Annotated in this window: 14 protein-coding genes; 3 read left to right on the top strand and 11 right to left on the bottom strand. The window is 71.4% G+C overall.

The genetic code is table 11. The features are described 5' to 3' along the window. Nucleotides 1–30: 30 nt before the first annotated feature. On the bottom strand, nt 31–1,401 hold the full coding sequence (locus K0H49_RS13840) for a sensor histidine kinase (protein WP_219213410.1): 1,371 nt from the start codon (nt 1,399–1,401) through the stop codon (nt 31–33). Further along, nucleotides 1,398–2,057 (bottom strand): response regulator, encoded by a 660-nt coding sequence (locus K0H49_RS13835; RefSeq protein WP_219213408.1) that lies wholly within the window; start codon nt 2,055–2,057, stop codon nt 1,398–1,400. Before K0H49_RS13835 ends, K0H49_RS13840 begins: the two co-directional genes overlap by 4 nt. A gap of 134 nt (nt 2,058–2,191) precedes the next feature. Between K0H49_RS13835 and K0H49_RS13830 the strand changes: the two genes are divergently transcribed. Further along, complete coding sequence (locus K0H49_RS13830; RefSeq protein ID WP_219213406.1) at nt 2,192–4,231, top strand: S9 family peptidase; 2,040 nt, start codon at nt 2,192–2,194, stop codon at nt 4,229–4,231. A gap of 13 nt (nt 4,232–4,244) precedes the next feature. On the opposite strand, the gene K0H49_RS13825 is transcribed toward K0H49_RS13830, so the two are convergent. From K0H49_RS13825 to K0H49_RS13815, 3 genes are all read right to left on the bottom strand, one after another. Further along, a complete protein-coding gene (locus tag K0H49_RS13825) occupies nt 4,245–5,465 on the bottom strand; it encodes an MFS transporter (protein WP_219213403.1) in 1,221 nt (406 codons plus the stop codon). 123 nt (nt 5,466–5,588) lie between these two features. After that, complete coding sequence (locus tag K0H49_RS13820; RefSeq protein ID WP_219213401.1) at nt 5,589–6,140, bottom strand: DUF3304 domain-containing protein; 552 nt, start codon at nt 6,138–6,140, stop codon at nt 5,589–5,591. A 57-nt stretch (nt 6,141–6,197) separates the two neighbouring features. Then, nucleotides 6,198–7,805 carry an MFS transporter gene (locus tag K0H49_RS13815; RefSeq protein ID WP_219213398.1) on the bottom strand — a complete coding sequence of 536 codons (1,608 nt, stop codon included), beginning with the start codon at nt 7,803–7,805 and terminating at the stop codon, nt 6,198–6,200. Between the two features lie 227 nt (nt 7,806–8,032). Here K0H49_RS13815 and K0H49_RS13810 point away from each other — a divergent pair, with 227 nt between their 5' ends. Further along, the gene (locus K0H49_RS13810) at nt 8,033–9,079 is read left to right on the top strand and encodes an alpha/beta hydrolase (protein ID WP_219213396.1); all 1,047 of its coding nucleotides are present in this window, start codon (nt 8,033–8,035) and stop codon (nt 9,077–9,079) included. 39 nt (nt 9,080–9,118) lie between these two features. Here the strand turns inward: K0H49_RS13810 and K0H49_RS13805 are convergent, their stop codons facing one another. From K0H49_RS13805 to K0H49_RS13780, 6 genes are all read right to left on the bottom strand, one after another. Then, on the bottom strand, nt 9,119–9,790 hold the full coding sequence (locus K0H49_RS13805; RefSeq protein ID WP_219213394.1) for a glutathione S-transferase family protein: 672 nt from the start codon (nt 9,788–9,790) through the stop codon (nt 9,119–9,121). Nucleotides 9,791–9,861: 71 nt separating this feature from the next. Next, nucleotides 9,862–10,848: a Bug family tripartite tricarboxylate transporter substrate binding protein gene (locus tag K0H49_RS13800; RefSeq protein WP_219213392.1), complete on the bottom strand. Its 987-nt coding sequence runs from the start codon at nt 10,846–10,848 to the stop codon at nt 9,862–9,864. A gap of 44 nt (nt 10,849–10,892) precedes the next feature. Next, a complete protein-coding gene (locus K0H49_RS13795; protein WP_219213923.1) occupies nt 10,893–11,729 on the bottom strand; it encodes an SDR family NAD(P)-dependent oxidoreductase in 837 nt (278 codons plus the stop codon). Between the two features lie 11 nt (nt 11,730–11,740). After that, nucleotides 11,741–12,568 carry a hypothetical protein gene (locus K0H49_RS13790; RefSeq protein WP_257624859.1) on the bottom strand — a complete coding sequence of 276 codons (828 nt, stop codon included), beginning with the start codon at nt 12,566–12,568 and terminating at the stop codon, nt 11,741–11,743. Beyond that, the gene (locus K0H49_RS13785) at nt 12,565–13,362 is read right to left on the bottom strand and encodes a citryl-CoA lyase (protein ID WP_219213390.1); all 798 of its coding nucleotides are present in this window, start codon (nt 13,360–13,362) and stop codon (nt 12,565–12,567) included. The genes K0H49_RS13790 and K0H49_RS13785 overlap by 4 nt, the downstream gene beginning before the upstream one ends. Beyond that, the gene (locus K0H49_RS13780; protein ID WP_219213388.1) at nt 13,359–14,888 is read right to left on the bottom strand and encodes a class I adenylate-forming enzyme family protein; all 1,530 of its coding nucleotides are present in this window, start codon (nt 14,886–14,888) and stop codon (nt 13,359–13,361) included. The genes K0H49_RS13785 and K0H49_RS13780 overlap by 4 nt, the downstream gene beginning before the upstream one ends. A gap of 172 nt (nt 14,889–15,060) precedes the next feature. Here K0H49_RS13780 and K0H49_RS13775 point away from each other — a divergent pair. Beyond that, the coding region (locus tag K0H49_RS13775) for a helix-turn-helix domain-containing protein (RefSeq protein ID WP_219213918.1) at nt 15,061–15,229 on the top strand (169 nt) is incomplete at its 3' end.

Raw genomic sequence — 15,229 nt, 5'->3', positions numbered from 1 at the left:
ATTTTGCGCTGCGGCGCGCGCGCTCCGTTTTCAGGGCGGCGCCAGCGGCAGCCAGACATGGAAGCCCGCGCCGCGCCCCTGCAGGCCCGTGCCGAGCCGGATCCGCCCGCCCATGCGCTCGACCGCCTGCCGCACGATGGCCAGCCCCAGCCCCGAGCCGGACACGGTGGGGTCCGCGCAGCGGTAGAAGCGCTCGAACACGCGCTCGCGCTCGGCCGGCGCGATGCCGGGTCCGTCGTCTTCCACCGCGAGCGTCAGCGCGTCTTCCTCGCGCACCAGCGTGACCGCGATGCGGGCCCCGTCGTGCACGTAGCGCAAGGCGTTGTGCAGCAGGTTTTCGACGATCGACTGGAAGGCCGGCAGGTCGAGCCGTGCCGCCAGGCCGTCGGGCGCGTCCAGCGTGAGCTCGATGCCGCGCGCGATGGCCTGCGGCGCGGCCTGCGCCAGCGCCTGCCGCAGCCGCTGCGCCGCGTCGGCCGGCGCATTTGCCGGGCCCAGCGTCTCGTCGAGCGCGGCCAGCGCGAGCAGTTGCTGCGAGAGATGCGACGCACGCGCGATCGCCTGCTCGAGGTGCGCGCGCGCGCGCTGCCGATCGGCCGGGCTTTCGGCGCCCACCAGCGCATGCGCCTCGGCCGCGATCACCGCCATCGGCGTGCGCAGCTCGTGCGCCGCATCGTGCACGAAGGCGCGCTCGCGCTCGAGCCGGCCGCGCAACTGGCCCAGCATGCGTTCGAGCGCGCCCACCAGCGGCGTCAGCTCGGCGTAGCGCGGATCGAAGCCGACCGGCGACAGATCGGCGACGCTGCGCCGCGCGATGCGGTCGGCCAGCCGCTGCAGCGGCTTCAGGCCATGCCGGACCGCGAGCCAGACCAGCAGCAGCACGATCGGCAGCGCCAGCAACAGGTAGGGCAACACCACGTGGGTGTTGTTGCGCAGCACGCGCCCCAGCGTGCGCTCGGGCTCGGCCGCGTGCAGCGACCAGCGCGTCGACTCGCCGGTGTAGACCCAGTAGGGCTGGCCCTCGAAGCTGCGCTCGACCACCTGCCCGGGCAGGCCGTCGAGGATGCGTCCGCCCAGCGCGGGCGAACTGTAGACCGTCCGGCCACCGCGGTCCGACAACTGCAGCAGCACGGTGCCGGCCGGGTTGCCGCTGATGCGCAGGCTCTTGTAGAGCGTGTCGGTCGAGGCCATGATCGCGCGCGCCTGTGCTTCGTCGTCGATGCGTGCCAGGGCCTCGGTGAGTGCGCGGCCCAGCCTGCTGAGCCCCTGGTCGACCGCGAGCGACTGGCGGAACGCGACGTACATCCAGAGCTGGATCGCCAGCAGCACCAGCACGAAGGCGCACACCACCGCCAGGAACACGCGCCGCACGATGGTCGGCCGACGGGGGCGCCGCGTCATGACGCCACCAGCATGTAGCCCACGCCGCGCACGGTGTGCACGCGCGCCGCGCCGATCTTGCGGCGCAGGTTCGACACGTGCACCTCGATGGCGGCGAAGTCCAGCGGTTCGCCCAGCGGTTCGAGCTTCTGCGCGAGCACGCCCTTGGCGACCACCGCGCCGGGTTCGCGCGCCAGCTCGCGCAGCAGGCTGAACTCACGCGGCGACAGCTCGAGCGGTGCGCCGTTCAACTGCGCACGGTGGCTGCGCGGCTCGATCGACAGCGCGCCGAAGTGCCAGGTCTCGCTGGCCTGCCGCGCCGAGCGGCGCAGCACGGCGCGGATGCGCGAGATCAGCTCGACCGTGGCGAAGGGTTTGATCACGAAGTCGTCGGCACCGCCGTCCAGCCCGGCCAGCCGGTCCTCGACCGCCGAGCGCGCGGTGATCACGATCACCGGCAGCGTGCAGCCGGCCTCGCGCCAGCGCTTCAGCAAGTCGTAGCCGCTGCCGTCGGGCAGCGTGAGGTCGAGCAGCACGCAGTCAAAGGCAGCCGGGTCGAGCCGCTGCGGCACATCGGCCGCGCGCCGCAGCCATTCGCTGCTCAGGCCGTCGACCTTGAGCGCGGCCTGCAGGGCGCGGCCGAGGTCGAGGTCGTCTTCGATCAGGAGGAGGTGCACCGCGGCATTGTGCGGGCGCCAACCTTGGGGAAAGCCAAAGACGTGCGGCGGCGCATCGCGCCCGGCCTTTGGCTGCGCCCAAGGTTCGGCAGGCCACAATCCGCGCCGCCCCGTCCTTCTCAGGAGACTGTCCCATGGCTGCCGCACTTCACCGTCTTGCCACTCTTGCCGCAGGAGCCTTCGCCGCCCTGGTGCTTGGCGCCTGCACCACCGCGCCGACCCACCCGGCGCTGGTGGCCGCGCAACAGGCCGGCCCCTTGCCGCCGCTGGTGCCGGTCCGGCGCTTCGTCGCCAACATCGACGTGGTCGAAGGACATGCGTTGTCGCCCGACGCGCGTAAGCTGCTGTGGGCGCAGGCCGTCGGCACCGACATCGGGCTCGCGGTGCGCGACGCGCCGCAGGGCGGCTCCGTCACCACCTTCGCCACCGGCACCCTGGCCGCTTCGGGCGTTTCGGGTCCGACCTATTCCTGGCTGCCCGACAGCCGCCGCATCGCCTACATCCGGGACGCGAGCGGCAACGAGAACACGCAACTCTTCGTGCTCGACACCCAGGTCCCGGACGCGCCGGCCTGGGCCGTCACGCCCTGGCTGGGCGTGCGCTCGGCCTACGTGGCGCGCGGTGTACCGGGCAGTGCGCGCTTCTTCTTCACCAGCAACCGGCGCGAGCGCAGCAGCATGGACCTGTTCGAAGCCGATGCCGCCACGCGCACGGTGCGCGAGGTGGCGCGCAGCGGCGACGACGACCGTGTGGTCGACTGGTTCATCGGCACCGACCGGCAACTGGCCGGCCGCAGCCGCCAGCTCGGCAGCGCCGACGGCTCGGACGTGGCGATCGAGCTGCGCAACGCCGACGGCAGCTGGCGCCTGCTGCGCACCGTGAAGGCCTTCGACTTTTTCTGGCCGCAGCGCATCGACCTCGCGGGCGGCCGGCTGTGGGCCCTGACCAACATCGGCCGCGACAAGTCGGTGCTGGTCGCCGTCGATCTCGCCAGCGGCAGCGAACAGGTGCTGGGCGAAGACCCGAGCGTCGACCTCGACGGCGCCTATTACCTGCCCGGCACCGGCGAGCCCATTGCCTATGCCGCCACGCCGGGCTTGCCAGAGCTGCGCTGGCGCGACACCGCACTGGCGGCCGAGGTGGCCCAGGCCACGCAGGCGGCGCGCCAGCGCGGCTGGCTCGATGCCGAGCCGGTGCTGGTGCGCCCGTCGAGCATCGCCGAGGGCGCACGCCGCATGGTGCTGCGCGCGGTGACGCAGGACGAGGCCGTCGAATTGCTGCTCGACCGCGACACACAGGCCCTGACCCGCCTGACGCCGCCGCGCAAGCCCGAAGCCGGCCTGTTCGCACCCACGGCGCCCTACGCCTTCCGCACATCGGACGGGCTCACGGTGCACGGCTACGTGGTACGCCCGCCGGGCGTGCAGGGCCCGGTGCCGATGGTGGTCAGCATCCATGGCGGCCCGTGGGCTCGCGACACCTGGCAGGCGGCCGGCTTCAACACCACGCAGATGCTCGCCAACCGCGGCTATGCGGTGCTCAAGGTCAACTACCGCGGCTCGAGCGGCTACGGGCGTGCGTTCATGATGGCCGGCGCAGGCGAGACCAGCGGGCGGATGCAGCGCGACATCGCCGAGGCCGTGCAGTGGGCCATCGACCAGGGCATCGCCGACCCGCAGCGCATCGCGGTCATGGGCGCCAGCTTCGGCGGCTTCTCGGTGCTGGCCCAGCTGATCCAGAAACCACACGACTACCGCTGCGGCATCGACGTCGTCGGCGTGGCGAACTGGCCGCGCGTGATCGAGAACTGGCCGCCCTTCTGGCGCAACCGCCACTACTTCGCCCGCTTCTTCGGCAACGTCGAGAACCCGGACGAGCGCGCCGCCATGCTCGCGGCTTCGCCCATCGCGCAGATCGACCGGATCACCGCGCCGCTGCTGGTGGTGCACGGCGCCAACGACGTGCGCGTGCTGCGCCAGGACTCCGACGACGTGGTGGCCGCGCTGCAGCGCCTCGGGCGGCCGGTGCGGCTGCTGAGCTTCGCCGACGAAGGCCACCAGGTGCGCCGCTGGCGCAACCGGCTGGCGTTCTGGCGCGAGGTCGAGGACACGCTGGCCGACTGTCTGGGCGGGCGCAGCAACGGCTTCGACTTCTATCAGTTGATGCCGCGCTGAGCGGCGCGCCCCTTCATCCCGCCGCCGCCGGCAGCCGCCGCAAGCCACCGACCTGCGACCCCAGGATCAGCAGCGCCTGCAGCACGAAGCCGGCCAGCGCAAGCCACAGGCAGGCCGCCTCGCCCCAGCCCGCACCGACCAGCCCGCCCAGCGCGGCACCGACCGGGCGGGCGCCGGTGTTGACCGTGAGGAACAGCGCGCCCACGCGCCCCAGCATCGCGGCCGGCGTGAGGCTCTGGCGCAGCGTGGTCGAGGTGATGGTCCACACGATCGGGCCGGCGCCGAAAAGGAAGAAGGCCGATGCGGCGAGCACGCCGCTGGGCACGAAGAGCGTGGCGACCATCGTGGCGGCGGCCAGCACGGACACCAGCGGGCCGAGCTGGATCGCGCGGCCGAAGGGCAAGGCCGCCACCACGCGTGGCGCCAGCAGCGCGCCCACCACCATGCCGGCGCCGAAGGCGCCGAGCGTGAGGCCGACGGCGTCCGCGCCCAGGCCCAGCACGCGGACCGCATACGGCACGTACGCGGCCTGCAGCACGAACCACGCGATGTTCCAGGCCGCGCCCGTCAGCAGCATCGGGCGCAGCAGCGGGTCGCGCCAGACGAAGGACGCGCCGTCCTGCACCTCGCGCAGCGGATGGCGCGGTGGACGCGCGGGCCGCGCCGGTTCGACCAGCCGCAACAGCAGCGCCACGGCCGCCAGCGACAGCACCGCCGCCAGCACGAACGCCGCCGGCGCGCCGGCCCACGCCACCAGGGCGCCGCCCAGTGCAGGCCCGCCCGCAAAGGCCGCGCTGCGCGCCAGCTCGAGCCGTCCGTTGGCGCGCGCCAGTGCGTCGCGCGGCACCAGGGCGGGCACCAGCGCCGGTGCCGCGACGCTGAAGCCCACCGTGCCCACGGCCCCCAGAAAACCCAGCAGCGCCAGACCTTCGACCGACAACCGATCCAGCAGCACGGCCGCCAGCAAGGCCAGCAGCGACAACGCGCGCAGCACCTCGGCGGCCACCATGAGCCGCCGCCGAGGCAGGCGGTCGGCCATCCAACCCAGCGGCAGCGACAGGAGCAGGAAGGGCAGGGTCTGCAGCGCCGCCAGCAGCCCGATCTGGCCCGGGCCGGCACCGAGCACCAGCACCGCCACCAGGGGCACGGCCGCGAGGCTCAGTTGCTCGGCCGATTGCGCCGCCAGGTTGGCGCCGGTCAGGGCGGCGAAGGAACGGGGCAGCGGGGCGTGCATGGCGGGGCGCAGGAGAAGTCGAAGCACCGAGGGTCTGCGATGACACGCCGCAGCGCTGGCCGTTTGCGGACATGCAAGCGTCCCGTGCGCGCACGGGGCGGCGCGAGCATCCCGCGCACTCGGTCAGTGATCCTTTTCCTTCGGCAGCACCAGGCAGACCGCGTCGGACGGCCGCAGCGCACAGTAGTTGCGGTACACGCCCCAGTCGAGCTTCACGCCTTCGAGCAGCGGGTAGCGCGGATGCCCCGGTGCAAAGCGCGAGACCACGATGCGCACCCGGCCGCCCGGATAGAAATGCGCCTGCAGGGTGCCGCGCGCGTGGCCCCGGTACTCCTCCACCGGCACCTGGACGACCCTCGGCGACGGCCAGGGTGGCAGGCCGTATCCGAATTCGACCGTCGCCGTGAGGCCGGGCCGCCATTCAAGGGGAAGGGTGACGCAGCAAACCCCCTTGCCGGGCCCGTCGCCCGCGTCCGGCATCGCGCCGGTCACGCCGTCGATCTTGAAATACCGGACCGGGTCGTCGGCGTCGTCGTGCATGTAGCCGCGAATGCCCAATTGCACCGTCCCGCCACCGCAGGCGGCCATCAGCGAGAGCAGCAGGCCGGCGGCCGTCGCGCAGGCCGCACGCGCACCACGCGGCTGGCGCGCATTCCACATGCCTTGGTTCTTCATTCTTCTCTCCCTTTCGCGACGCTGTTGCCGGTGACACGGCGCGTCGTCCGAGGCAGTCTAACGAGCCTGGGCGGCCCCGGTTGACACGCTGCTGCCGCCGGCCCGTCCGCCGATCCACAGCCAGGCGCTCAACGCACTCAGCCAGGCCAGCACCGCGCCCAGGCCCATCACCCAGCGGAAGCCCGCGACGAAGGCCTGCTGCACCGCCGCCGTGACCGCTTGCGCCGTGGCCGCATCGAGGCCCGGCGGCGGCGCGGCCGCGGCGAGCCGGCTGCGCTGGCCGACGAGATGGGCCGCGAGTTCGGGCGAGGCGTGCATGTCGCGCAGCGCATTTGCCAGGCTGGCGTCGAAGGCCCCGGCCATCACCAGGCCGAACACCGCCACCGCCAGCACCGCGGCCGTGCGCGACACCGCGTTGTTCACGCCCGAGGCGATGCCGGCCTGCTCGGGCCCGACCGCGTTCATCACGGTGGTGGTGAGCGGCGCCACCGTGATCGTCATGCCGATGCCCAGCACCACCACCGCGGGGAAGAAGGCCGTCCAGTAGTTCGCGTGGGTGCCCGGCACGACGAACAGCGCGAAGCCCAGGCCCGCGATCACCGGCCCGACCACCAGCGGCAGCCGCGGGCCGAAGCGGTCGACCAGTTTTCCTGCCTGGCGCGAGAACGCGAACATGATCAGGATGAAGGGCAGCAGCGCCGCGCCGGCCGCGGTGGCCGAGTAGCCCTGCACCTGGATCAGGTTGAGCGGGAAGAAGTACAGGCTGCCGCCCAGCGCCGCATAGAGCAGCAATGTCAGCAGGTTGGCGCCGCCGAAGTTGCGGCGCCGGAACAGGGCCAGCGGCAGCATCGGCTCGCGCACGCGCGCCTGCACGGCAAAGAAGGTCGCACTGGCGACCAGGCCCAGCACCAGCGCGGCGACGACGGCCGGTGCGCGCCATTGCTGCACCGGCGCCTCGATGAAGGCGTAGACGATGCCGCCCAGGCCCACCGTCGCGAGCACCGCGCCCACGCCGTCGAGCCGGCCGGCCGAGGGGTTGCGGCTTTCGGGCACGCGGCGCCACACGACCCACAGCACCACCGCGGCCAGCGGCACGTTGATCAGGAAGGCCCAGGTCCACGAATACTGGTCGACCAGCCAGCCGCCGATGACCGGCCCGATGGCCGCGGTGATGCCGCTCGCGCCCGACCAGGTGCCGATCGCCTTGCCGCGCTCGCCTTCGGGGAAGGACGCGCTGATCAAGGCCAGGCTGCCCGGCACCAGCAGCGCGGCGCCGATGCCCTGCAGCGCGCGCGCCGCGATCAGCTGCTGCACCGTGGCCGACAGCGCGCAGGCCACCGAGGCCAGCGCAAACAGCGCCACGCCGATCGCGAAGACCCGGCGCCGGCCGAAACGGTCGCCCAGCGAGCCGCCCACCAGCAGCAGCGCCGCGAGGAACAGCGCATAGGACTCGACCACCCATTGCGCCTTGAAGGCATCGGCATGCAGGTCGCGCTGGATCGCGGGCAGCGCCACGTTGACCACCGTGCCGTCGATGAAGGCCATGCTGGAGCCCAGGATGGCCGCGAGCAGAATGCCGCGCTTGGCGGCCGCCGAGCAAGGCGCGGCGACCGCGCCGCTGTGGATCGCGGCTTCGTCGCACGGGGGTTTGCCGATCTGGGTCATGGCGCTCCTGGCACGCCGGAATGGCGCCTGCGCACTGTGGGGCGAAAGCGCATGGGGCGTCAATCGGCCGCGCGTGGGCGGCGGGCGCTGCCTTGGTGCGTCTGTCGGTCACCCACCGCGGCTCGGGCCGCCGTCCGACACACGTTCGAAGCCCTGGACTCAACGCTGTGCGCAAGCGCCGCGCTGGTGCCGCTTCATCTTCCATCTCTCCCCAAAGGTCCCCTTCCATGAGCGACGACGATCTCCGCCACGAGGACAACGGCAAGCCCAACCCCGTGATCAACGCGATCTCCAACGCCGTGGCGTCGTTGCGCGCCGACGACGACATGCTGGCACTGGCCAAGGCCCATGAGTCGCTCCACCCCAAGGCCACCGAGAAGCTCGAGGTGGCCGAGGCACGCCGGCAACCCACGGCCGCCGATGCGGTGAACGCCCTGCTGCAGCAGCAGGGCCGCTCGACCCGGCCCGAGGACCTGGTGCCGGGCGTGCGCACCAGCGAGATCTCGGTCGACGGTGCCGCGGGCGCCCTGCCCGCCACGGTCTACACGCCCGAAGGCACGGGGCCGCTGCCCGTGGTGCTGTACTTCCACGGTGGCGGCTGGGTGATCGCCGACCGCAAGGTCTACGACGGCGGCGCGCGCGGCCTGGCCAAGGCATCGGGTGCGATCGTGGTGTCGGTGGACTACCGCCAGGCGCCCGAGCACCGCTTTCCCGCGGCCTGGGACGATGCGCTGGCCGCCTACCGCTGGCTCGGCGTGAATGCGGCCTCCCTCGGCGGCGATCCGTCGCGGCTCGCGCTGGCCGGTGAGAGCGCCGGCGGCAACCTGGCCGTGGCCACGGCCATCGCGGCCCGCGACGCCGGCCTGACGCCGCCGCGCCATGTGCTGTCGGTCTACCCGGTGGCGCAGACCAGCCTGAACACCGAGTCGTACATCGAGAACGCGATCGCCAAGCCGCTCAACCGCGCGATGGTGAAGTGGTTCGTCGAACACCTGGTGCGCAGCGACGACGACCTGAAGGACACGCGCCTGCAACTGATCGATGCGCAACTCGCCGGCCTGCCCTCGGTCACGCTCATCAATGCACGGCTCGACCCGCTGCGCAGCGACGGCGCAAAGCTCGAGGACGCGCTCAACACCGCGGGCGTGCCGGTGGAGCGGCGCGAATACGAAGGGGTCGCGCACGAGTTCTTCGGCGCCGCGGCGGTGCTCGAGAAGGCGCGCGAAGCGCAGGCCTTCGCGGGCGCGCGTCTGCGCGAAGCCTTCACGCGCTGAGGGCGCGGAGCGCGGCGCGGCTGCCGACGGTGGCGCGCGTCAGCCGACCGTGGCGGCCTGCGCCGACACGCCCTGTGCATCGGCCGCTCCGGCCTGCGCAGCCAGTGCGCGCGCATAGCCCTCGCGCTGCTGCAGCCGCTGCCAATAGGCCGCGACGTTGGCCGGAAAGCGTTCGACCAGTTGCAGGTGGCTGGCCAGCATCAGCGCATAGCCCACCGACACGTCGGCCGCGGTGAAGCGATCGGCGCAGAGCCATTCGTGATCCGCCAGTGTCGCATCGATGCCGCGCAGCCGGGCGAGGAACCACTTGGTGTAGTCCTCCGCGGCCTGGGGCAGGCGGCGTTCGGCGGGCTCGAAGCGGCCGTAGCGCAGCACCAGCGTCTGCGGAAAGGTCAGCGTCGCTTCCCCGTGGTGCAGCCAGTTGAGCCACATGCCGTAGGCCGGCTCGTCGCGCCGCACCGCCAGGCCGGTGAGGCCCTGCGGATCGCAGCGTTCGGCCAGGTACTGGCACATCGCGGCCGATTCGGTCATCCGCGTGTCGCCGTCTACCAACAGCGGCACGGTGCCCAACGGGTTGAGTTCGAGAAAGGAACGGGCCAGCGCACGCGGCGGGAAGGGCAGCATGCGCAATTCATAGGATGCGCGCAGTTCCTCGAGCATCCAGAGCGGACGGAAGGAACGGGCGCTGACGCAGTGGTGCAGGACGATCATGCGCCGAGCCTACCGAAGTGGGGCCGGCGCCGCCTCGGGCACATCCCCAAGGCCGTCCGGCCGCGGCGTGCTCAGTCCGCCGTGATCTTGCCGAACTCCGCCACCTTCTTCCACTTGGCGATGTCGGCCGTGATCAGCGCGGTGAAGGCCTCGGGCGTGTCCTCGACCACCAGCGCGCCGGTGGCGGCATAACGGTCCTTCACCGACTGCGTGCGCAGCGCGCGGATCACCGCGCCGTGCAGCGTCTTGAGCACCTCGGGCGGCAGGCCGGCCGGGGCCAGCACGCCGTTCCAGAAGCCTTCGTTGAAGGTCTTGAGGCCGGTCTCGACGAAGGTCGGCACGTTGGGCAGTTCGCCCGCGCGCTGGGGCGCGGCCACCGCCATCGGGATCAGCGTGCCGGCCTTGATGTGCGGGTAAGAGGAGGCCAGCGTGTCGAAAATCATCTGCACCTGGCCGCCGACCACGTCGTTGAGGGCCGGGCCGGTGCCGCGGTAGGGCACGTGCACGATGCGCAGGCCGCTGAGCGACTTGTAGTACTCCATCGCCATGTGCGTGGCGCCGCCGTTGCCCGAGGAGGCGTACGAGAACTTGCCCGGCGATTCCTTGGCCAGCTTGTAGAACTCGGCATAGGTCCTGGCCGGGAAGCTGGAGGTCACGCTCAGCACGCCGGGCACGGTGACGATGCGCGTGATGGGCGTGAAGCTCTTGACGCCGTCGAAGGGCAGGTTCTTGTAGACCGCCGAGTTGGTGCCATTGGTGCTCGAGGTGCCCAGCAGCAGCGTGTAGCCGTCGGGCTTGGCGTCGGCCACGAAGCGCGCGCCGATGGTGCCGCCCGCGCCGCCCTTGTTCTCCACCACCACCGGCTGGCCCAGTTCCTTGCCCAGCGCCTCGGCCAGGATGCGGCCCGTGATGTCCGAGGTGCCGCCCGGCGGGAAGGGCACGATGAGCTTCACCGGCTTGTCGGGGAAGGTGCCCTGGGCGAAGGCCGGGGCACCAAGGCCCAGCAGGGAGGCCGCGGCAAAGGCGGCGGTGAGGACGAGAGGTTGGCGTCGGTTCATGGTTGTGTATCTCCTGATTTTTTCGTTGAATGCGCGGCAGGGCTCTACCTTCCTGCGCAGCTCTTTCCACCATCGATCGGAATGCACACGCCCGTGATGTAGTTCGCTTCGTCCGAGGCCAGGAACAGCGAGGCATAGGCCACGTCCCAGGCATCGCCCATGCGGCCCATGGGGCTGGCGGCATTGCGCGTCTTGATCATCTCCTCGGTGCTCGCGAAGCGGCCCGCGATCTGCGTGTGGATCAGCGGCGTGTTCATCACGCCCGGCAGCACCGCGTTGGCGCGGATGCCCTGGGCCGCGTACTGCACCGCGAGCGCGCGCGTCAGGTGGTTGAGCCCGGCCTTGGCCGCGTAGTACGGCATGTAGGGATAGGTGTTGACCTGCATCGAGGCCAGCGAGGAGATGTTGACGATCGCGCCGCGCTGCTGCGCCAGCATCAGCGGGATCACGTGCTTGCAGGTCAGGAACACGCCGGTGAGGTTGGTGTCGATGACCTGGCGCCAGTCGTCCTCGCTCATCTCGACCACGCTCCCCATGCGCGTGATGCCGACGTTGTTGTGCAGGATGTCGACCGTGCCGAAGCGCGCCTGCACCTGCGCCACCACCGCGGCCACCTGTTCGGACACGGTGACGTCGGCCACGTAGGCCTCGCAGTCGAAGCCCTCGGCGCGGATCACGTCGCGCGTGGCCTCGGCGGCCGCGCGGTCGATGTCGACCGCCGCCACGCGCGCGCCTTCGCGCGCATAGACCGCGGCCGCGGCCTTGCCGTTGCCCCAGCCCGGGCCCGAGGAGCCGGCGCCGAAGACCAGCGCGACCTTGCCGGCGACGCGTTGGCGGCCGGCGGGCGGCGTGGCACCGGCGTGGATGTCGTTGGGGGTCATGGAAGAAGTGCTCATGGAATGGCGCCGCACATCAGCACGGCGAAGTCGCGGGCCCGCATGCCGGCCCGCGCGCCCAGCATCTCGGCCGTGTGGTTGACATGGCTCAGCACGCCGGTGGCATAGGCCGAATGCGCGTCGCCGATGCGCGCGCTCATCGCGACCACGGTCGCACCCGCGATGCCGCGCGCATCGAGCGCGGGCAGGCGCGACAGGCCGGCCTCGTCGGCGCCGATGCCGGCGTCGTTGTAGAGCGCGGCGAACACATCGACCTTGATCGCGGTTTCGGGCTGCCCGCCCAGCAGGCCGCCGTGCGAGCCGGTGAAGACCACCGCGCCGACGTCTTCGGGCAGCACCAGCGAGACCGAGTCGATCAGCACCAGCGGGCGCAGCGCGCCGGCCAGCGCCACGGTCTCGCGCACCTCGGCCGGCAGCGGGCCGGGGAAGGCCGGGGCCAGCGCCGCCGCCTGCATGCGCTCGGCCGCTTCGCGCGCCGGCATGCCGGGTTGCACGCCGAGTTGCGTGGCCGCCGCGTTGGCATGCGAGACCAGGCCGCGCGCCGCGTGGTCGGCACCATCGCCGATGCGCGCGCTGCGGTGGTCGACCACGGCGCAGGGCACGCCGAAGCGATCGCAGTACGCCAGGCCGCCGAGGCCGGCCTGGTCGAGGCCCACGCCGGCGTCGTTGAGCAGCAGGCCGACGATGCCGCCGGCCAATGCCATGTGGGCCGCGATCACGCCGCCGTGCGAGGCCGCGATCGCGACCGCGCCGTGCGCCTCGGGGCCGAACCTGGTGACCGAGTCGAGCACCAGAATGCCGGGCCGTGCCATGGTGCCGCTCAAGGCCGGGCCTTGTTGTGGCCTTCGCCCTCGCCCTGGTACGGCACCGCGTGGTCGACCAGGTCCCAGATGAAGCGGCCGGTGGGCACACGCTGTTCTTCGGCGATATGCGCCACCAGGCCGGCGGCGCGCGAGATCACCGCGAAGCCGCGCATCAGCGCGGGCGGGATGCCGAGCTCGCCCAGCAGCGTGCCGACCGCGCCGGTGGCGTTGATCGTGATGTGCTTGCCGTAGGCGAGGTCGACCTCCGTCGACAGCGCCGCGATGGCCTTCAGGTAGTCGCCCTTGAATTCGGGATGTTCGCGGCCGATGGCCAGCAGCCGGGCGGCGCGCGGGTCGTCGGGCTTGTGCAGGTGCTGGCCGAAGCCGGGCAGCGGCTTGCGTTCGCGCTGGTGGCGCTGCGCCACTTCGCGCGCCGCGGCTTCGATGCCTTCCGGCGCGTCGATGATCTGCTTGAGCAGCACGGCGCAGTTCTCGACCGTGCCGATGAATTGGCTGCCCACAGCCAGCAGGCCCGCAGCCACGCCGCTCTGGATGTTCTCGGGCGAGCTCATGTAGACCAGCCGCGTGGCGATGGCACTGGGCGTGAGCCCGTGCTCCATGATCGCGATCAGTGCCGCATCGACTACCCGGAGGTCGTGCGCGCTGGCATCGCGGCCCATGATCTGCGAGAACATGACTTCGGTAAAAGTCTTCTTGCCGAGGATGTCCTCGACCAGGTTCTCGTTGCGGTAGTGGATCGAGCTTTGCGAGTGCGTGCAGAGCTCGGTGTACGGCGCTTTCTTGTCGGGGGTCATGCGGCGGTCTCCTGGCGGTTGAGCCTGCGGTGCACCTCGGCCTTGATCGTCGGCTTGTGCACCTTGCCCGCCACGCTGCGCGGCAGGTCGTCGTAGAAATGGATGGCCTTGGGCGTCTTGACCGAACCCAGCTCGGGCTTGGCGAAGGCGATGAGTTCCTGCTCGCTCAGCACGGCGCCGCGCTTGAGCTGCACGGCCGCGTGCACGGCCTCGCCCCACTTGTCGTCCTCGATGCCGAACACCGCCGATTCGTGCACCGCGGGGTGCTGGTCGAGCACGCTCTCGACGTCGATCGGGTAGACGTTGAAGCCGCCGGTGATCACGACCTCGCGCAGCCGGTCCTTGAGGTAGAGGTAGCCGCGCGCATCGACGTAGCCACGGTCGCCGGTGTGCAGCCAGCCGTCGACGAGGGTCTCGGCGCTCTTCTCGGGCATCTTCCAGTAGCCCGCCATCACCAGGTCGCCGCGCACCACGATCTCGCCGACCTCGCCCACCGGCAGCAGCGCGCCCTGCGGGTCCATGATGGCCATGTCGGTCAGGAGGCCCTGGCGGCCGACCGAACGCCAGTTGCGCTCGTCGGCGAAGTCCTCGGCGCGCATCACGCTCACCACCTGCGGCGCCTCGGTCTGGCCGTAGGTGGTCTCCAGCACCGGGCCGAAGAAGGCGCGCATGCGGCCGATCTTCTCGGGCGGCATCGGCGCGCCGCCATAGATCAGGTGCCTGAGCGCGGGGAAGTGCTCGTGCGCCGCACCGGCCTCGGCCGCCACCATGTAGAGCAGCGTGGGCGGCATGAAGGTGGTGGTGATGCCCTGGGTGCGAAAGCACTGCAGCAGCGTCGCGGCCTTGGCGTCGGCCGGCAGCACATGGCAGCCGCCCACCGCGAGGATCGGCAGCAGGTAGGTCGAGGTGCCGTGCGTGACCGGCGCGGCCACCAGGTAGCGCTCGTCGGCATCGAAGCCGAAGGCATGGATCTGGTTGACGATGGTCGTGACCCAGGCGCGGTAGGGCTGCATCACGCCCTTGGGCACGCCGGTCGAGCCGCCGGTGAACTTGATGGCCTGCACCTCGTCGCGCGAGCGGCCGTGCGGCCGGGGCGTTTCACCACGGTGGCGATAGAGCAGGTCCTGGAAGCGCGGCTGGCCGGTGGCTGCATCGCCGAGCGCGATCACCGCGCCGACATCTTTGAGGTTCAAGGTGCCCAGGTGCGCGGGCTCGGCGATCACGATCGAGGGCTCGGTGAAGGCCACGATGCGGTCGAGCTCCGCGGCCGGGTTGCGCCAGTTGAGCGGCACCCAGGTCTTGCCCGCGGCCAGCACCGCGAGCAGCGCCACGATGTGCTCGACCGTGTTGCCCGCGCAGATGCCCACGCGCGAGCCGGGCGTGGGGTCGAGCGCTTGCAGCGCGGCGGCCGCGGCATCGACGCGCAGGCGCAGTTCGTCGTAGCGCAGTGCGGTGTCGCCGCTCTGCAGCGCAATGCGTTCGGGCATGAGGCGCGCGGCGCGGTAGAAGAAATCGATGGGGTACATGGCGGCTTTGGGTTGAGCCTCATAGTCCGCAATACGGACTTATTGGCCGGCACACGGAAGGTCTCTCGTCGATCCCTGCGCTTTTGAAGGCCCGAAGTATCGCGACGCACTTCCGAAGCGCCAACACACAAAGTCCATAATTCGGATTTCAATGTCGTTCCACGGGTAAACCATGAGTACTGTCCAGAGCCTGGACCGCGCGATCGAACTGCTGCGCCTGATCTCCGCCAACTACCGCGACGGCGAGCGCCTGTCGGACCTGGTGACGGCCAGCGGCCTGGCCCAGCCCACGGTGCACCGGCTGCTCAAGCAGCTGGTCGAGGGCGGCCTGGTGATGCAGG

It is taken from the genome of Variovorax boronicumulans (genome assembly GCF_019352895.1).
Taxonomy (GTDB): domain Bacteria; phylum Pseudomonadota; class Gammaproteobacteria; order Burkholderiales; family Burkholderiaceae_C; genus Variovorax; species Variovorax boronicumulans_A.
This window is presented reverse-complemented; position numbering and strand designations above follow the sequence as displayed.